This is a genomic window from Streptomyces sp. NPDC001678, from assembly GCF_042892945.1.
Classification (GTDB): Bacteria; Actinomycetota; Actinomycetes; order Streptomycetales; family Streptomycetaceae; genus Streptomyces.
This window is the reverse complement of record NZ_JBIAUP010000002.1, coordinates 428,397-444,500: the sequence shown is the minus strand read 5'-3', so window position 1 is coordinate 444,500 and position 16,104 is coordinate 428,397. Positions and strand designations below refer to the sequence as shown.

Annotated in this window: 18 protein-coding genes and 1 pseudogene; 10 read left to right on the top strand and 9 right to left on the bottom strand. The window is 71.4% G+C overall.

Translation table 11 applies throughout. The features are described from left to right. Window positions 1-10 precede the first annotated feature (10 nt). The 4 genes from ACFYZR_RS05580 (at window position 11) to ACFYZR_RS05565 (ending at window position 3,081) form a co-directional block, all read left to right on the top strand. Entirely contained in the window at window positions 11-1,504 is a 1,494-nt protein-coding gene (locus tag ACFYZR_RS05580; protein WP_391905402.1) for an ATP-binding protein, read from the top strand. After that, entirely contained in the window at window positions 1,501-2,145 is a 645-nt protein-coding gene (locus tag ACFYZR_RS05575) for a hypothetical protein (RefSeq protein WP_391905399.1), read from the top strand. Before ACFYZR_RS05580 ends, ACFYZR_RS05575 begins: the two co-directional genes overlap by 4 nt. A gap of 54 nt (window positions 2,146-2,199) precedes the next feature. Next, complete coding sequence (locus tag ACFYZR_RS05570) at window positions 2,200-2,754, top strand: VanZ family protein (protein WP_391905397.1); 555 nt, start codon at window positions 2,200-2,202, stop codon at window positions 2,752-2,754. A 114-nt stretch (window positions 2,755-2,868) separates the two neighbouring features. Next, window positions 2,869-3,081 (top strand): PspC domain-containing protein, encoded by a 213-nt coding sequence (locus ACFYZR_RS05565; RefSeq protein ID WP_391905394.1) that lies wholly within the window; start codon window positions 2,869-2,871, stop codon window positions 3,079-3,081. 98 nt (window positions 3,082-3,179) lie between these two features. Here the strand turns inward: ACFYZR_RS05565 and ACFYZR_RS05560 are convergent, their stop codons facing one another. Both ACFYZR_RS05560 and ACFYZR_RS05555 read right to left on the bottom strand, forming a co-directional pair. Next, window positions 3,180-3,695, bottom strand: a complete 516-nt coding sequence (locus tag ACFYZR_RS05560) for a hypothetical protein (RefSeq protein ID WP_391905392.1) — start codon at window positions 3,693-3,695, stop codon at window positions 3,180-3,182. A 210-nt stretch (window positions 3,696-3,905) separates the two neighbouring features. Then, window positions 3,906-5,066 (bottom strand): adenosine deaminase, encoded by a 1,161-nt coding sequence (locus ACFYZR_RS05555; RefSeq protein WP_391905390.1) that lies wholly within the window; start codon window positions 5,064-5,066, stop codon window positions 3,906-3,908. Between the two features lie 104 nt (window positions 5,067-5,170). Between ACFYZR_RS05555 and ACFYZR_RS05550 the strand changes: the two genes are divergently transcribed. Next, entirely contained in the window at window positions 5,171-5,983 is an 813-nt protein-coding gene (locus ACFYZR_RS05550) for an alpha/beta hydrolase (protein WP_391905388.1), read from the top strand. 18 nt (window positions 5,984-6,001) lie between these two features. Here ACFYZR_RS05550 and ACFYZR_RS05545 read toward each other — a convergent pair whose 3' ends face one another. Then, a complete protein-coding gene (locus tag ACFYZR_RS05545; protein WP_391905386.1) occupies window positions 6,002-7,006 on the bottom strand; it encodes a LysR substrate-binding domain-containing protein in 1,005 nt (334 codons plus the stop codon). Between the two features lie 63 nt (window positions 7,007-7,069). Here ACFYZR_RS05545 and ACFYZR_RS05540 point away from each other — a divergent pair, with 63 nt between their 5' ends. After that, on the top strand, window positions 7,070-8,392 hold the full coding sequence (locus ACFYZR_RS05540; protein ID WP_391905384.1) for an MFS transporter: 1,323 nt from the start codon (window positions 7,070-7,072) through the stop codon (window positions 8,390-8,392). Window positions 8,393-9,120: 728 nt separating this feature from the next. Here ACFYZR_RS05540 and ACFYZR_RS05535 read toward each other — a convergent pair. Beyond that, window positions 9,121-10,029 carry an MBL fold metallo-hydrolase gene (locus ACFYZR_RS05535; RefSeq protein ID WP_391905382.1) on the bottom strand — a complete coding sequence of 303 codons (909 nt, stop codon included), beginning with the start codon at window positions 10,027-10,029 and terminating at the stop codon, window positions 9,121-9,123. Between the two features lie 106 nt (window positions 10,030-10,135). On the opposite strand from ACFYZR_RS05535, the gene ACFYZR_RS05530 reads away from it, so the two are divergent. Beyond that, complete coding sequence (locus ACFYZR_RS05530; RefSeq protein ID WP_391905379.1) at window positions 10,136-11,062, top strand: AraC family transcriptional regulator; 927 nt, start codon at window positions 10,136-10,138, stop codon at window positions 11,060-11,062. On the opposite strand, the gene ACFYZR_RS05525 is transcribed toward ACFYZR_RS05530, so the two are convergent. The 4 genes from ACFYZR_RS05525 to ACFYZR_RS05510 all read right to left on the bottom strand — a co-directional run bounded on the left by ACFYZR_RS05525 (window position 11,002) and on the right by ACFYZR_RS05510 (window position 12,961). After that, window positions 11,002-11,577, bottom strand: coding sequence for a carbohydrate-binding module family 14 protein (locus ACFYZR_RS05525; protein WP_391905376.1), 576 nt, complete (start codon window positions 11,575-11,577; stop codon window positions 11,002-11,004). The genes ACFYZR_RS05530 and ACFYZR_RS05525 overlap by 61 nt on opposite strands. 82 nt (window positions 11,578-11,659) lie before the next feature. Next, window positions 11,660-11,851: a DUF397 domain-containing protein gene (locus ACFYZR_RS05520; protein WP_391905374.1), complete on the bottom strand. Its 192-nt coding sequence runs from the start codon at window positions 11,849-11,851 to the stop codon at window positions 11,660-11,662. A gap of 10 nt (window positions 11,852-11,861) precedes the next feature. Beyond that, window positions 11,862-12,074, bottom strand: a complete 213-nt coding sequence (locus ACFYZR_RS05515; RefSeq protein ID WP_391905372.1) for a DUF397 domain-containing protein — start codon at window positions 12,072-12,074, stop codon at window positions 11,862-11,864. 8 nt (window positions 12,075-12,082) lie between these two features. Then, a complete protein-coding gene (locus tag ACFYZR_RS05510; protein WP_391905370.1) occupies window positions 12,083-12,961 on the bottom strand; it encodes a helix-turn-helix domain-containing protein in 879 nt (292 codons plus the stop codon). A gap of 248 nt (window positions 12,962-13,209) precedes the next feature. Here ACFYZR_RS05510 and ACFYZR_RS05505 point away from each other — a divergent pair, with 248 nt between their 5' ends. From ACFYZR_RS05505 to ACFYZR_RS05495, 3 genes are read left to right on the top strand one after another with little or no spacing between them, the layout of a single operon-like run. Beyond that, window positions 13,210-13,800, top strand: coding sequence for an ATP-binding protein (locus ACFYZR_RS05505; RefSeq protein WP_391905367.1), 591 nt, complete (start codon window positions 13,210-13,212; stop codon window positions 13,798-13,800). After that, complete coding sequence (locus ACFYZR_RS05500) at window positions 13,797-14,075, top strand: DUF6255 family natural product biosynthesis protein (RefSeq protein ID WP_391905365.1); 279 nt, start codon at window positions 13,797-13,799, stop codon at window positions 14,073-14,075. The genes ACFYZR_RS05505 and ACFYZR_RS05500 overlap by 4 nt, the downstream gene beginning before the upstream one ends. Beyond that, window positions 14,023-14,853, top strand: coding sequence for a class I SAM-dependent methyltransferase (locus ACFYZR_RS05495; RefSeq protein WP_391905362.1), 831 nt, complete (start codon window positions 14,023-14,025; stop codon window positions 14,851-14,853). Before ACFYZR_RS05500 ends, ACFYZR_RS05495 begins: the two co-directional genes overlap by 53 nt. Window positions 14,854-15,486: 633 nt before the next feature. On the opposite strand, the pseudogene ACFYZR_RS05490 reads toward ACFYZR_RS05495, so the two are convergent. Then, a pseudogene (locus ACFYZR_RS05490) lies at window positions 15,487-16,056 on the bottom strand (TerD family protein); the annotation flags it as partial. Window positions 16,057-16,104 lie beyond the last annotated feature (48 nt).

The following is a 16,104-nucleotide window of genomic DNA, read 5'->3' as shown; positions in this document are numbered from 1 at the left end:
GAGACCGGGGATGCGGTGGATCAGCCTGCGGCTGCGCCTGATGCTGGTCTTCGCGCTGGTGGCCCTCGCCGCCGCCGTGTCGGCGTCGGCCATCGCGTACTGGCTGAACCGTGACGCGGTCCTCACCCGGACGCAGAACGCCGCCCTGGACGACTTCCGGAAGTCGTTGCAGGACAACACCGGTTCGCTGCCGCTCGTGCCCACGTGCGCGGACCTCCAGGAGGCGGCCGACCGGATGGCGGCCACCTCGCAGAAGTACGAGGTGCTGCTGATCGGCGCCGTCAAGGGCGGCACCACCTGCGCCGCGCCCTCCGACCGCGATCTGTTCACCCTGTCCGTCGTGCCGAAGACGCTGGTGACCGCCGTCAACCGGGAGCGGAAGGTCGACGAGTCCAACCCCTACCCGTACCACCTGTACTGGCAGCGGATCACCCTCGGCGGCAAGCCGTACCTGGTCGGCGGCGCGAAGGTGATCGGCGGCGGGCCGACGGGCTACCTGCTGAAGTCCCTGGACAACGAGCGGGCCGACCTGAACTCCCTGGCCTGGTCGCTGGGGATCGCCACCGGCCTGGCGCTGATCGGCTCGGCGCTGCTGGCGCAGGCCGCGGCCTCCACGGTGCTGCGGCCCGTACAGCGGCTCGGCGACGCGGCGCGCAGACTGGGCGAGGGGAAGCTGGACACCCGGCTGCGGGTCTCGGGCACCGACGAGCTGGCGGACCTGTCGCGGACGTTCAACAAGACGGCCGAGGCGTTGCAGAAGCGGGTGGAGGACCTCAGCTCCCGGGAGGCGGCGAGCCGCCGGTTCGTCGCCGACATGTCGCACGAGCTGCGCACTCCGCTGACGGCGATCACCGCGGTGACGGAGGTGCTGGAGGACGAGGCGGACTCCCTCGACCCGATGATCGCGCCGGCGGTGCAGCTCGTGGTGAGCGAGACCCGCAGGCTGAACGACCTGGTGGAGAATCTGATGGAGGTCACCCGCTTCGACGCGGGCACGGCCCGGCTGGTCCTGGACGACGTGGACATCGCCGACCAGATCACGGCGTGCATCGACGCGCGGGCCTGGCTGGACGCCGTCGACCTGGACGCCGAGCGCGGCATCATGTGCCGTCTCGACCCGCGCCGGCTCGATGTGATCCTGGCCAACCTCATCGGCAACGCCCTCAAGCACGGCGGCTCGCCGGTGCGGGTCTCGGTGCGGCAGACGGAGGAGGCGCTGGTGATCGCGGTGCGCGACCACGGGCCGGGCATCCCCGAGGACGTCCTCCCGCATGTCTTCGACCGCTTCTACAAGGCGAGCGCGTCGCGGCCGCGTTCGGAGGGCAGCGGTCTGGGGCTGTCCATCGCGCTGGAGAACGCCCATATCCACGGTGGCGAGATCACAGCGGAGAACTCCCCCGAGGGCGGTGCCGTCTTCACCCTGACGCTGCCGCGCGAGTCGGCCCCGGACTCCGCCGGTGACGCGGCGCCGACGCAGGGCCCGGCCGAGGGGGAGGGCCGATGAGCCGGTCCGGTCCGTCCCGTCGTTCCGCCCGTTCCGCCGTCGTCCGCACGGCGGCCCTGGCGGCCGGGGTGTCCGCGCTCGCCGCCGGGCTGTCGGGCTGCGGCATCCGGGGCACGGCCGTGCCCGTGGACGCCGGGAGCGCGCCGTCGCGGGCCACGTGCGTGGTGCACGGTCCGCAGGCCTCGCCGACCCCGGGCAGCGCCACCACGTCCGTCCAGCTGCTGTGCACCTCGCTGCTACTCCCCGTGACCCGACTGGTGTCCGTGCCGGAGGGCGGCGACCCGGCGGCGCTCGCCCAGGCACTGCTGGACGAGCTCAAGCGGCCGCCCTCGCCCGCCGAGGACGACGCCGGTTTCTCCACGGCGGTCCCCCAGCAGCTGACCGTCGGCGGTCCGGCGAAGGGCGATCCGGCGGGGACGCTCCGGCTGAACATGCCCCCCGACGACCTGGCGCCGCTCGCGCTCGCGCAGGTCGTGTGCACGTTCGCGGGGACGCCGGCGGCCGACGCGCGGCCCACGGTGATCCTGGCCGGTCCGTCGGGCGACCGCCCCAAGAGTTACGTCTGCACCGACGAGACCCGTACGCATCCGGAGACGGTGCAGAGCAACGGCAGCCCCCTGCCACCGGCCGACGGGCGCTGACTCTCTGTACCCGGACGCGGAACCGCGCGCCCCGCGTGCGGCGTCATGGGGGGCGTGCAGCGTCATGGCTACGGCGGTACGCCCGCCCTCCGACACCGCTACCGCGTGGCGGGCTGTTTCCTCCTGGCCGTCCATCTCCTCGTGGTCGGCTGGCTCGCCCTGCGGCCGTTGACCGGCCCCTGGGTGAGCGCCGCGCACATGGAGCCGCTGGCCACGATCCGTGCCGATCTGGCGCTGAGCCCCTGGGCGGCCGCGCGCTCGATCGGAGCCGCGGTGCTGCCGTTCGCGCCGCTGGGGGTGCTGCTGCCCTGGGCGGCGGGCCGGGTCACGGCCTCGACGCTGGGTTCGCTGGCCCGGACGGTCTTCACCAGCGCGATGCTCTCGCTGGCCCTCCAGGTGGTGAGCAGCGGTGTCGCGGGCCAGGTGCTGGACGTGGACGCGCTGCTGCTCAACATCACCGGGGTGACGGCCGCGCACCTCGCGGTCGTCCCGGCGGTACGGGCCCGGCTACGCCGCAGGGCCGAGGCGGGACCTACCCGGGCCCCCCGCCGGGAGGAGGCGGAGTGCGCCCTGACCCCGACGATCCCCAGGGTCGGGATCGCCCCGTAGAGTGACGCTTTGCCCGGTACGGCGGCCGTAGCGTGGAGTCATCGTCAGGCGAGGGAACGTTCCCTCCGTCCTCATGGCACCTCGATACGAACTCGACACGAAGGAGTCGCCGCCATGTCCGCTCCGCTGGTCCGCCCCCGCAACCACAGGATGATCGCCGGAGTCTGCGCGGGTCTGGCCGAGCGCTTCGGGACGTCCCGGACGACGATGCGGGTGCTGTTCCTGCTGTCGTGCCTGCTGCCCGGCCCGCAGTTCGTCCTCTACCTCGCGCTGTGGATCCTGCTGCCCTCCGAGGGCAGCTCCCGGGCGGCCACCAAGGACTGGTGACCCACCGGGTCCCTCTCTGTACGACCTCCTTACGACGCGCGGGCCGCGCACCCCTGCCGGGGTGCGCGGCCCGTTCGCCTCGTCCGTCTCCGCGCGTGTCACTTCATATTGGGGGTGCCCAGTCCCGGCAGCGAGAGGCCGTTGGGGGCGATGGCCTTGGTGGGCAGGCCGCCGAGGAGACCGGCGTTGCCCTTGTTGTCGGCGGGGGCGGCGGCGGGCTTCCCGGCCGGGGCCGCGGCGTGCTTGCCCGTGGACTTCACGGCGGGCTTCCCGTCCGGTACGGCCTCGGCCGTCGCCTCCCGCGGGTGCCCGGTGAGTTTCTCCGCGGATCCCGTCAGCTTCTCGGTGGGCAGGTGCGGGGCCAGCGCTGTGTCGGCGGCCCTCGCCGACTGCTCCAGGACGCCGGAGCGGATCAGCCGGTCCGAGGCGACGAGCGCCGGGCCGCCCATCGGGGCCGCCGGGGCGACCGACTCCAGCGGAAGCCCCTTGGCCGCGCCGGTTGCCGTGGTGGTGACCGACTCCAGCGTGCCGGCGGCGGCGGTGCCCGCCGCGCCGACGGCGATGGCGGCACCGACGACGGCGGCGCCAAGGGCCTTGAGAGATGCCTGCTTCATCTGTTGTGTCCTCGACTCGTGACGGGGATGCCTGGAGAATCCTGGCGATGCCTGGTGATGCCGTAAGGAATGTGGAGCGGCATTGCAAGCTAGTCACGAGTCCACCGCGCCCGCAATCAATGACACGGCCGGGACCTCACCGGGCCCCGGCCTACTTCACGGTATTGCGCGCCGTCGGGCATTACCCGGCCCGGCGGGGGGAATTGCTGGTCAGGCGGTTTCGGTCGCCGTCTGGCGGAACAGCCACTCGGACTTCAGCTCCGCGTAACCCGGCTTGATCACGTCATTGATCATGGCCAGACGTTCATCGAATGGGATGAAGGCCGACTTCATGGCGTTGACGGTGAACCACTGCATGTCGTCCAGCGTGTAGCCGAAGGCCTTGACCAGGTGCTCGAATTCCCGGCTCATGCTGGTGCCGCTCATCAGACGATTATCCGTATTCACGGTCGCCCGGAAATGCAGTTTCCGCAGAAGTCCGATCGGGTGCTCTTCATACGAAGTGGCGGCGGCCGTCTGGAGGTTGGAGGTCGGGCACATCTCCAGCGGAATGCGCTTGTCCCGCACATAGGACGCGAGTCGGCCGAGCCGGACCGTGCCGTCCTCCGCGACCTCGATGTCGTCGATGATCCGCACACCGTGGCCGAGCCGGTCCGCGCCGCACCACTGGAGGGCCTGCCAGATCGACGGCAGACCGAACGCCTCGCCCGCGTGGATCGTGAAGTGGTTGTTCTCGCGCTTGAGGAACTCGAAGGCGTCCAGGTGGCGGGTGGGAGGGAAGCCCGCCTCGGCGCCCGCGATGTCGAAGCCGACGACGCCCGAGTCACGGTAGTTGTTGGTCAGTTCGGCGATCTCCAGCGCCCGCGCGGCGTGCCGCATGGCGGTCAGCATCGCGCCGACCCGGATCCGGTGACCGTTCTCGCGCGCCCGGCGCTCGCCCTCGCGGAAGCCCTCGTTGACCGCCTCGACGACCTGCTCCAGGGTGAGGCCCGCCTCCAGGTGCTGCTCGGGGGCGTAGCGCACCTCGGCGTAGACGACGCCGTCCGCGGCGAGGTCCTCGGCGCACTCGGCCGCCACCCGGAACAGCGCCTCACGGGTCTGCATGACGGCGCAGGTGTGCGCGAAGGTCTCCAGATAGCGCTCCAGCGAACCGGAGTCGGCCGCCTCGCGGAACCAGACGCCCAGCTTGTCGGGGTCCGTCTCGGGGAGCTTGTCGTAGCCGATCGCGGCCGCGAGATCGACGACCGTACCGGGACGCAGACCACCGTCGAGGTGATCGTGGAGCAGCACCTTGGGAGCGCGGCGGATCTGCTCGGGAGAGGGCCGGGACGGCTGTCCCGGGATCGTGTGGGAGAGGGTCTCGCTCGTCATTTCCGCACTCTAGCCCCTACGCGCGTAGATATCGGCGAACGATACGGAACGGTGACCCATCGGCGGGGTGGACTCCACCCGTCCTTCTGCCATCGTTGTCTGCCATGGTCCAGCAAGCGTTGCCGCAGCGAGACCCCAGCGACCCGGACGGCCCCGCGGGAGCCGTCCTTCCGGCCCCCCGCCTCGGCAAACCCCTCGGCGCCGACGGCCGTCCCCCCGGCCCGACCGTGCAGGCGGTGGCCCTGCTGCTGCCCGGCGGACCGGCCGCGGGAGTGCGCCGTCCCTCGTACCGCGCGCTGGCCGCCCAGCGCCCCCTGGCCCGCCGGCTGACCCGGGCGGGCGGCGGGGAGGGCCTGGCCGTCCACGTCCTGCGCTACCGCCACCGCGGCTGGAACGGTCCGGCCGCCGATCCGGCACGGGACGCCCGCTGGGCGGCGGACGAGGCGGTGCGGCGCTACGGCGACGTACCGGTGTGCCTGGCCGGTACGGGCATGGGCGCCCGCGCCGCCCTGCTCGCCGCCGGGCATCCGGCCGTGGTGTCGGTGCTGGCGGTCTCCCCCTGGCTGCCCGAGCCCGACGCCGTCCTCGCCCCCGACCCGGTGCGCCAGCTGGCGGGCCGCCGGGTGCTGATCGTCCACGGCACCAACGACGAGCGCACGGACCCGGACCTGTCCTACCGCCTCGCCGAACGCGCCAAGAAGCTCAACCGCGACATCTGCCGCTTCGAGGTCCACTCCGACGGCCACGCCCTCCACCAGCACCGCCCCGAAGTCCTCGCCCTCGCCGCCGATTTCGTCCGCGGCTCGTTGCTGGGCCACCCGTACGCCCGCCCGGTGGCGGACGCCTTCGCGGCCCCGCCGCCGCTGGGGTTGCGGATGCCGCTGGCGGCGGGGTTCGGGGAGTCGCTGCGGCACTGAGGGCTCATCCCAGCGGTGTCACCTGTGCAGGAGCAGTTGCCCCCGCCGCGACAGCAGGAACCTCTTGAACGCCGCGACGGGCGGTGTGTCCGGATGCCCGTCCAGCCAGGCCACCCCGATCTCGCGGACGGCCTTGGGCGCGGTCACCGTCAGCTCGACGACCCCGGGGCGCGGCACCGCCGGCGTCGGCAGCAGCGCGACACCGAGCCCGGCGGCGACCAGGCCGCGCAGGGTCTCGGGGTCCTCCCCCTCGAACGCGATCTTCGGCGTGAAACCCGCCTCCGCGCACAGCCGGTCCGTGATCTTCCGCAGCCCGTACCCGGGTTCGAGGGTGACGAAGAGTTCGTTCGCCGCCTCCGCCAGCCGGATCCGCTTGCGCGCCGCCAGCGGATGGTCGTCCGGCACGACCAGCCGCAGCTTCTGCTCGTCCAGCCGGCGCGCCACCAGATCCGGCTCGTCCGGCACCGGCGAGGTCAGGCACAGATCGAGCTCCCCGTCGCGCAGTCGCTCGATCATCGCCTCGCCGTAGTTCTGCACCAGCTGGAACCGTACGCGCGGGTGGTCCGTCCGGAAGGCCCTGATGAGCTCGGGTACGGTCTCGGAACCCATCGTGTGGAGAAACCCGAACGCGATCTTGCCCGACTCCGGGTCCGCGTCCGCCTTCACGGACTCGGCGGCCCGTTCGACCTCCCACAGCGCACGTTCGACCGTGGCGAGGAAGTCCCGCCCGGCGGCGGTGAGGGAGACCTGCCGGCCGTGGCGGGCGAACAGCGCGACGCCCAGGTCCTCCTCCAGCCGCGCCATCGAGCGGCTGAGCGTGGACTGCGGCATGCCGAGCTGGTGCGCGGCCCGGGTCACGTGCTCGTGCCGCGCGACGGCCGTGAACTGCGCCAGACGCGGCGTCAGGGTCGCCGCCCAGGAGCCTGCGGCCAGCTCGGCCGTAGGCGTTCCATCAAAGTCTTGGGTAACACTCCTGTTGCCAGTTGGTGACAGAGACGCCTTTGACCTGCGGTCATGCTCCATGGGATCGATTATCGCCATTCCGTGCATTGGACGCATCAGATGCACCGTGCATACGTTTGATCCATGCCTCCCGCCGATACCGGGGCATCCGTCGTCATCGCACGATCGGATGCCTCTACCGCGCCGTCCCTGTCGTCTCTCCCGTCCTCCTCGAACGTCGACTCCGACGACACCCGGCTGGTCCCCGGCGGCCCCGGCTACCGCCGGATGAGCTTCGCGCTCTTCGCGGCCGGTGTCGCCACCTTCGCGCTCCTCTACTCCACCCAGGCCCTGCTCCCCGCGATCTCCGGCGGCCTCGGTGTGACGGCCGATCAGGCCAGCTGGACCGTCTCCGCCGCGACCGGCGGCCTCGCCCTCGCGGTCGTCCCGCTCAGCGCCCTCTCCGAGCGCTACGGACGCCGGGCCACGATGACGGTCGCCCTCTGCGTCGCCGCGCTGCTCGGCCTCCTGGTGCCCTTCGCCCCCGACCTGGGCACTCTGATCGCACTGCGCGCGGTCCAGGGCGCGGCACTGGCCGGAGTACCGGCCTCCGCGATGGCGTACCTGGCGGAGGAGGTGCGCCCCAAGGCGCTGGTCGGCGCGATCGGGCTGTTCGTGGCGGGCAACGCCATCGGCGGGATGACCGGCCGGATCCTGGCCGGCTGGGTGGCCCAGGCCTGGGGCTGGCGCGCGGGCCTGTGCGCGGTGGGCGCGCTGGCGGTGGTGTGCGCGCTGACCTTCCGGCTCATGATCCCCAAGGCGCGGCACTTCACCCCGTCCACGGTCTCGGCCCGCTCCCTGGCCCGCACCGTCGGCGCCCACCTCTCGGACCCGCTGCTGTGCCGGCTGTACGCGATCGGCGCGCTCTTCATGACCGTCTTCGGCGCGGTCTACACCGTCATCGGCTACCGGCTGGCGGAGGCGCCCTTCTCCCTGCCGCAGGGCGTCGTCGGCTCCATCTTCCTGATCTACCTGGTCGGCACGGCCTCGTCGGCGGCGGCGGGCACACTCGTCGGCCGCCTCGGCCGGCGCGGCGCGCTGTACCTCGCGGTGGGCACGACGGCGGCGGGCCTGCTGCTCACCGTCTCCTCCTCGCTGACCGCGATCCTGATCGGCCTGGTCCTGATCACCGCCGGCTTCTTCGCGGGCCACGCGGTGGCCTCGTCCTCCGTCAGCCGCACCGCGACGACGGGCCGCGCCCAGGCCTCGGCCCTCTACCAGTTCGCGTACTACGCGGGCAGCTCGGTCGGCGGCACGCTCGGCGCGATCGCCTTCCGCGCGGGGGGCTGGGACGGCACGGTCGTCCTGGGCCTGCTGGCCATGGTGACCGCCGCGTCGATCACCCTCTACGCGACCCACCGCGCGGCGGTCCAGCGCCGCCTCCTCATCGCGGCGGCCCGCCGCTAGGCGCTTGGCGCGCGACGCGCGCTTCACTGAGCCCGGAGGGGCCGCACCCGCTCTTGACAGGCGGCGGGTGCGGCCCCTTCGTCACGGGAGCGCGCTGCCGTTCACCCGTTGGGCGTGTGGGGGGCTGAAGTTGGGGGGCGGATTCGGTACGGTGGGGGCGGCGTCCTTTCGGGGGCGCCCGGTGCCGTGCGGGCCGGGACTAACCGTGCGGCGCTGATGCAGGAAGGCCCCCGCCCGGACCGAGAATCCAGACGAGGGCCAGAACACCGCACGGGCGTTCAGTTGACCGCCGGTCCCCAATCCTTCTGGGGATCGTCGGTCACCGCACAAAGAGGCCCCCGCCCGGACCAGGCATCCAGACGAGGGCCACACCGTTCAGCCGGTCATCCGACCGACGGTCCCCAGGTATTCGGGGGATCGTCGGTCACCGGCCGATCAGCCACCTCCCGAACTCACGGACTACGAAGTAGATCCGCTCGATCAGAGTCGGCTTACGGTGACGAGCCATTGCCCGCCCTCCTCCACAAAGGCGGCCAAAGTTCCCGGTCGACCGCGCCTGTTGGATTCGGGCCGGGCCCCGAGGACGTGGGGCCCGGTCCTTCCTTGGAGGAGGGCGTGCCATTGGCACGCACAGCGACCCTATCGCCCCTCTGAGTACCCAAATGGCCGATAGGGCAGGGCGCTTGAGGCGCACAAGGGGCGCGCAGCGGAGGTACGCACTTCCCCGATCAGATCGACGCGAACGGCGCCCAGCGCGACAAGGCGAACTTGTCACCGTCCCGCCGCACCTCCGCCGCCCCATGCCCCGGCAGATGCGCCGGGAAGATCAACGACCGGGTGTCGGCGGCCTCTTCCAGGATCCTCCGCCGGGAACGCGTCGCCTCCACCTGGTCCTCGCTCAGGCACGTGTCGCAGCCGGGTTCGGCGAACTGCAACGGGCTGTGCACGAGGTCGCCCACGAACACCGCCCGATCCGTTCCGGACGCCAGCCGGAGGACCGACGAGCCGGGGGTGTGCCCGGGAGCGGGCGCGAGGGCGAGGCTGCCGTCGATGCGGTACTCGCCGTCGCTCCCGTCACTCCCGTCCCATAGGACGGCCTGCCCGGCACGCCGGACCGGCAGCACACTGTCCGCGAACGCGGCGCCCGCAGGCCCGGCGGCCGCTTCCGGCCGTCCCCAGTGCTCGAAGTCCGCCCTGGGGACGAGGTAGGTGGCGTTGGGGAAGGTGGGCACCCACTCCCCCGCCACCAGCCGGGTGTTCCAGCCGACGTGATCGGCGTGCAGGTGGGTGTTGACCACGACGTCCACGTCCTCCGGCCGCACCCCGACGGCGGCCAGCCGCTCCAGGAAGTCCCCTCGCAACCGTGACCAGACCGGCCGGTCCGGGCGCTCCTTGTCGTTGCCGAGCCCGGTGTCGACGAGGATCGTCCGCCCCTCGCTGCGCAGCAGCCACGTCTGTACGGCGACGCCGAGCCTGTCGGTGCCCGGGTCCCAGAAGTCGGGGGCCAGCCACGACTCGTTCTCCCGCCACATCCGTGGCGTGCTGTCGGGAAAGATCTCGGTGATGGGCGCCGCTGCCGGGGCGTGCCATTCCACGATGCGGGTGATCTCCACCGCGCCCAAGGTGATCGTTTGCATGGGTACGACGCTAGGGAGCGTCCGGAAGACGCCCAATACGTCATCGTCCACGGTGTATACGCGATCGTCTCGCACCTGCTCGCGACCGCTCGCGCATACTCACGGCATGGACGTTCTCAGCGACACCCTCGCCGCCCTGCGCACCGGGCGGCCGTGCTCGACGCTGACACGACAGCAGGGCCACTGGGAGATGGGCATCCCGCCCTTCGGCGGCGCCGGCTTCCACGTGGTGCTGGACGGCTCCTGCCGGCTGATACCCCGGGCTCCGGGGGAAGCGGTGACGCTCGTCAAGGGCGACGCCGTCTTCCTGCCGCACGGCACGCCGCACACCCTGACGGCTTCCGCCGACCACCCGCCCACCGTACTGCTCACCGGCGGCTACCGCATGGACCAGGCCCGGGCCCATCCCCTCCTGGCGGACTTCCCCACTTTCGTCCCCCTGTCCGCACGCGCCACCTTGCACCCGTCGCTGCACACGGTCATCCGGCTGCTCGGCGATGAGCTGGAGTCTCCGGGTCAGGGCACGGACGCCGCCCTGCCCTCCCTGCTGGAGCTGCTGCTCATCCACCTGATGCGCGCGGTCTACGAGGCCCGTTCCACCGTGGCCACCACCGGCTGGTGCCGCGCCCTGGCCGACCCCACGACGGGCGCCGCCCTCCGCGCCCTCCACACGGAACCGGCCCGCCCATGGACGGTCGCCTCGCTCGCGGCCACGGCGGGCCTCTCTCGGGCAGCGTTTTCCCGCCGTTTCACCACGCTGGTCGGAAGGCCACCGCTGACCTACGTGACGTGGTGGCGCCTGACCCTCGCCGCCGGGCTCCTCCGGAACTCGGACGCGACCCTGGCGACCGTCGCCGAACGCGTCGGCTACGCGTCACAGTTCGCCTTCGCCAACGCGTTCAAGCGGGAGTACGGGACCTCGCCGGGACGGTACCGGCTGCTGGCCGCCGGGGACGACGGCCTCGGCGGCGGCTATCGAGCGGCTACGGCGCCCTTGCCGGTGGAGCCGGTGAGCGTGCTGATGCCGTCGTAGGTGGCGGTGTAACCACGCAGCAGCTGGTCCGCCGTGACGGACACGCCCTCGGCGTCACAGGAGGCGGTACCGAGAAGGCCGGTACGCGCGGTGCACAGGGTCGTGCCGTCGAGCGTGGCGAAGGTGACGGGGGCGCCGGGCAGGTACCGGCCGCCGTCGTAGGTGACCTTGGCGTTGAGGCCCTTCACCCCCAGCGGGGTGCGGGTCAGCTTCGCCTCGCCCGCCTTGAGGCCGGTGGCCGTCACGTGCGCCTTGTCCACCGCCGCGCACTGCTTGTCCGTGGCGTCCCACACGGAGCCTTCCGGGCAGGCGTGGTCGTACCGGATGCCCTTGTGGCAGGAGTAGTAGCGGCTCGGGTCGCTACCGTCGGGCAGGTATGCGCCCTCGACGCCGACGACGACCGGGCACGCCTTCGCGCCCTTTGCCGTGGCGCCGGCGGCGTGGGCCGACACGGCCGTCCCCCCGACAGCGAGCGCGACAGCGCCGAGACCGGCAGCGAGACGACGAAACAGCATGATGTTCCCCCAACGGTGATTGATCACGACAACACACCGGACGTTAGTGATCAGCCGTGATCACCCGCGATAGACCTTTCGGTCAGAACGGGACTCGACCCGCCTTTACGGCCACGAGGAGGGCCGCCCAGACGGTGGGGGTGGTCGTGACGACCCGGGCGGGGTCGTCGCTCTCGCGGAGACGTATGAGGCCGCCGGGGGTGGGGGCGGCTTCGAGGCAGGAGCCTTCCGCCCCGACGCTAAATGAAGACTTCCGCCAGCTTGAATCTCCCACTTGGGCCTCCTCACATGGTGGTTAGCGCTGTTGTAGCGGTCAACGGCCTCGCTTTCACACTCGCGAGGAACGCGGACCACGTGGCGGGGGTGGTGGTGATGACGCGAGTGGGGTCATCGCTTTCGCGGAGGCGTATGAGGCCGCCGGGGGCCGGGACGACTTCGAGGCAGGCGCCTTCCGGCCCAGTGCTGAATGACGACTTCCGCCATGCCAGCTGAGACATGTTGCCACCTATCGCAGTTCATGCAGGATGTGCTGGAGCAGACTCAGCGAGTCTCGCGCCTCATGGGCCTCGGGTGTGGCCGTCGGATCGACGGGCGCGAGAGCCATGGAGGCGAGTCGCTCGAACATTCTGGCGTAGTCGGCAACAGCGCTGCCATCCCCGAGGAAGTCCGCGCCGATCGGGCGCTCCCGATACACGGTGTCCAGCTCAGGAGCCGAGCCGCCGTACAGGATGAAGGAACCGCTGTGGGCGGAATACACACCCTTTTCGAAAGGGAAGATCTGCAACGTCACATGAGGCAAGCGGGCAATCTCGATAAGCCTCAGCAACTGCATGCGCATGGTCTTCACGTCCCCGACCAGCATGCGGAGTCCCGCCTCTGGGATGATCGCGTGATAGCTCCGGAGACCACACAGGATCCGTTGCCGATCCAGTCTGAACCGGACCCAACGTTCCAGGTTGGGGTGGTCACCTGTGATGCTTGAGATCACAGCGCGCGCATAGCCATCGGTCTGGAGAATGCCCGGGATAACCGATGCCTCGTGAGCCCGAACGCTGATGGAACGTGCCTCCAGCTCCGCCAGGTCGAGGGCGCCTCGGCCCAGCAAATCCTTGTAGGCGTCCCACCAACCCTTACCCGATTCCTGGGCCAGCGCCATGAGCGCGTCGAAGTACGGCCCCGGCGGGCAGTCGTACTCACGCAGCAGCATGTAGAGCCGGTTTCTCGACACATCGAGACGCCCGACTTCGATGTTGCTGATGCGCGCCCGATCGGCCTCCAGCAAGGCAGCCGCCTGATCCGTCGAAATCCCCGACCTCGTACGCAGCTTGCGCAGCTCCGCCCCGAGCCGACGTTGCCGCTCGCTCGGCTGCTTCCTGGGTGGCATCCATGTCCTCCTCCTCGCTGTCGGCAGTCTGCCGAGGCTCTATCGGACGGATCCATTCCATTCGCCCCGCGTCACCCACAAGGGCCAACCATCCGGTGATTCGTTGCTCGAAGGTAAGACATCTCACTACCGTCGAAGCCCTCATCCGACACACCCCGCAGCGCGGAAGTGCACCCGTCCAAACGGCCGTTGGCCGTTGGCGCGGGCAACGCCACCGTGCGCGGACGGAGCGAACCCCAGGAGCCCCCATGGCAACCCGCCTCCACCCCGACTGCACCCTCGCCTTCCCACCCCACCCCGCATGGGTGCACGCCGCCCGCGAGGCGGTGCGCACGCTCCTCACGGCGACGCGACGGCCCGACCTGACCGACACGGCCGTGTCGTTGACCTCGGAGGCGGTCACGAACGCGATCAACGCGTGTCAGGCGAAGGCCTGCCGCGCACCCATCACGCTCAGCGCGGAGTGGGCCGATCCGCAGCACCTCCGGGTTTTCGTGCACGACGGCGCGGCGGGCCTGCCCATCCGCCGCCGTCTTGCCTCCCTGGAGGACGAGTCCGGACGCGGGCTGATGCTGATCGAGCACGAATCCGACGCCTGGGGCGTGTGCACGCACGGGCCCGGGCCGGGCAAGGCGACGTGGTTCGTGCTGAGCGGACGGGAACCGGACCGCACCCGCAGGCCCGCGAAGTCGCCGGTCGGATGCCTCGAGTGCAAGGAGGCCATCGCCGCGCGACGCGCGGCCGACGCCGAGGGGGATCAGGAAAAGATCACGGACGCCATCGTCGCCGTCCGCAGTCACTTCCGTGACGCGCACATCCTCCCGGCGTGGTCCCAATGAGGACACCCCGCCACTCCGCCTGCCGAAATCACCCGGGCTGGGCCCACTCCGGTGGTGAATCCCGCTGCCACACCTGTGGCGTTCGCCGCTTCACGACGTACGGCGCGCTGCGCCCACCCGGCCTGCCCGCCGCCATAGCCCCGCGCCGCCGGGAACCGCGCGAGGCGGACCGGGCGGCGGCGCTCCATGTCATGCGGGGGCCGGCGGCGGCACCATGGGGCCATGACCGAGAATCCCATCGGCCGCGCCGACGATCGGCGCGTCGCCTTCGGTGAGGCGGCCGAGCAGTACGACGCCGCGCGGCCCGGCTATCCAGACGAACTCGTCACCGACGTGCTGGAGTTCGCAGGGCCGCAGGGCGCGGACGTGGACGTGGACACGCTGGAGGTCGGCGCGGGTACGGGGAAGGCGACGCTCGCGTTCGCCGCTCGCGGCGTCACGCTGACCTGCCTCGAACCCGATCCCCGGATGGCGGCCGTGCTGGCCCGGCACTGCGCCGCGATGCCTCATGTCACCATCGAGAACGTCGATTTCGAGAGCCGGCCGGCCTCGGACCGGCGATTCGGGCTGTTGCTCTCCGGCCAGGCGTGGCACTGGGTCGATCCGGAGGTGCGCTGGAGGCGGGCGCGGGAGCTACTGCTCCCGGGCGGGGCGATCGCCTTGTTCTGGAACGACTGGCTGGTGGCCGACGAATCCCTCCGGCACGAGCTGAGGGACGTGCACCACCGCCACCTCCAGGGACTGCCGCCGCACTCGATCGTCGATGCCCGGCCGCGCGAGACGGTCATGGCCCCGAACTCCTGGGTCTGGGAGGAGTTACGGGACCAGGAGGGATTCACCGACCTGGAACACCGCCTGTACCTCTCGCGGCACACCCGCACCACGGCCGGGACCATCGACCTGCTGTCGTCGCTCTCCTCGTACCTGATCCTCACGGAGGAGACGCGCCGGGCGCTGCTCTCCGATGTCTCACGGACGATCGACGCCCACGGCGGCGCGCTCGAACTGGAAACACGGACGGGCCTCTTCCTGGCCCGCACCACCGCCGCGTGAGGAGCCCCCGGGCCCGGGGGCTCACTCATCGACTCCGGGTGTCAGCCGGGGTCAGTCTTCCTCGTAGTAGTTGTTGATGACCACGTCCGGCTCGTCGTCGCTCATCGCCTCGTTGAGGAGCGCGCCGCCGACGAGGCCCGCCGCGCCCGCGCCGATGAGGGCGCCGGTGCCGAAGCGGCGGCCCTGCTGCTGGCCGCCCTGCTGCTGCGGGTAGCCGGCGGGGGGCTGCTGCTGGGGGTAGCCCTGCTGAGCCGGCTGCGGGTAGCCCTGCTGGACCGGCTGGGGGTAGCCGGCCTGGGGCTGCTGCGGCATGTAGTACGGCGGCGGCGTGGTCTGGACGTGCTGGGCGCAGCCGCCGCAGGTCTGGATCTGGCGGGGGACGCCCCACTGCGGGGACCACAGGACCGTCGTCATGCCGGGGCCATGGCTCGGGTCGAAGAAGCACGTCACGGTGGAGCTCCCTGATACGAAGTCGATTGCGGGGGGTGCGGATGCGGTGGCTGGAGTCGGAGCCTGGGCGGCCGGTGGGGCCGACGGGACGGGCGGAGCGGCCAGGACCGGAGTCGGCACAGGCGCAGGCACAGGCGTAGGCGCAGGCACAGGCGTAGGCGCAGCCGTCGCCGCCTCCCTCAGTACGTCCACGCCGTAGTCCGTCGCGATGCCCGCGAGCCCCGACGCGTACCCCTGCCCGATCGCGCGGAACTTCCATTCCGCGCCGTGGCGGTAGAGCTCGCCGAAGACCATCGCGGTCTCCGTGGAGCCGTCGCCCTTCAGGTCGTAGCGGGCCAGCTCCCTGCCGTCCGCCCGGTCGACGACGCGGATGTGGGCGCTGTCGAGCTGTCCGAACGTCTGCCTGCGTTGTTCGGCCTCGTAGAGGGAGACGGGGAAGACGATCTTCGTCACCGTCTCCGGGACTCTTCCGAGGTCGACCTGGATCTGCTCGCGGTCCTCTCCCCCGGACGAGCTCACGTCCCCGGAATGGGTGACCGAACCGTCGGGGCTGCGAAGGTTGTTGAAGAAGACGAAGTGCCGGTCGGAGAGCACCTTGCCGGCCTGGTCGCACAGCAGGGCGCTGGCGTCCAGGTCGTAGTCGGCGCCCGCGGCGGGACGGACCCGCCAGCCCAGCCCGACCGTCACCGCAGTCAGGCCCGGGGCCTGCTTGGTCAGCGACACATTGCCGCCCTTGGTCAGGGGCACACCCATGTACGTCCTCCACAAACCACTGTCCCGGTCCCCGTCGCATGATCAACG

Excerpts from the sequence above, each read along its gene's own strand:
- ACFYZR_RS05525 (WP_391905376.1), bottom strand. The coding sequence starts at position 11,577 with ATGCTGTTTCGTCGTCTCGCTGCCGGTCTCGGCGCTGTCGCGCTCGCT.
- ACFYZR_RS05535 (WP_391905382.1), bottom strand. The coding sequence starts at position 10,029 with ATGCAAACGATCACCTTGGGCGCGGTGGAGATCACCCGCATCGTGGAA.
- ACFYZR_RS05530 (WP_391905379.1), top strand. The coding sequence starts at position 10,136 with ATGGACGTTCTCAGCGACACCCTCGCCGCCCTGCGCACCGGGCGGCCG.
- ACFYZR_RS05510 (WP_391905370.1), bottom strand. The coding sequence starts at position 12,961 with ATGCCACCCAGGAAGCAGCCGAGCGAGCGGCAACGTCGGCTCGGGGCG.
- ACFYZR_RS05555 (WP_391905390.1), bottom strand. The coding sequence starts at position 5,066 with ATGACGAGCGAGACCCTCTCCCACACGATCCCGGGACAGCCGTCCCGG.
- ACFYZR_RS05495 (WP_391905362.1), top strand. The coding sequence starts at position 14,023 with ATGACCGAGAATCCCATCGGCCGCGCCGACGATCGGCGCGTCGCCTTC.
- ACFYZR_RS05540 (WP_391905384.1), top strand. The coding sequence starts at position 7,070 with ATGCCTCCCGCCGATACCGGGGCATCCGTCGTCATCGCACGATCGGAT.
- ACFYZR_RS05505 (WP_391905367.1), top strand. The coding sequence starts at position 13,210 with ATGGCAACCCGCCTCCACCCCGACTGCACCCTCGCCTTCCCACCCCAC.
- ACFYZR_RS05500 (WP_391905365.1), top strand. The coding sequence starts at position 13,797 with ATGAGGACACCCCGCCACTCCGCCTGCCGAAATCACCCGGGCTGGGCC.
- ACFYZR_RS05550 (WP_391905388.1), top strand. The coding sequence starts at position 5,171 with ATGGTCCAGCAAGCGTTGCCGCAGCGAGACCCCAGCGACCCGGACGGC.
- ACFYZR_RS05515 (WP_391905372.1), bottom strand. The coding sequence starts at position 12,074 with ATGTCTCAGCTGGCATGGCGGAAGTCGTCATTCAGCACTGGGCCGGAA.
- ACFYZR_RS05560 (WP_391905392.1), bottom strand. The coding sequence starts at position 3,695 with ATGAAGCAGGCATCTCTCAAGGCCCTTGGCGCCGCCGTCGTCGGTGCC.
- ACFYZR_RS05575 (WP_391905399.1), top strand. The coding sequence starts at position 1,501 with ATGAGCCGGTCCGGTCCGTCCCGTCGTTCCGCCCGTTCCGCCGTCGTC.
- ACFYZR_RS05565 (WP_391905394.1), top strand. The coding sequence starts at position 2,869 with ATGTCCGCTCCGCTGGTCCGCCCCCGCAACCACAGGATGATCGCCGGA.
- ACFYZR_RS05545 (WP_391905386.1), bottom strand. The coding sequence starts at position 7,006 with ATGGAGCATGACCGCAGGTCAAAGGCGTCTCTGTCACCAACTGGCAAC.
- ACFYZR_RS05580 (WP_391905402.1), top strand. The coding sequence starts at position 11 with ATGCGGTGGATCAGCCTGCGGCTGCGCCTGATGCTGGTCTTCGCGCTG.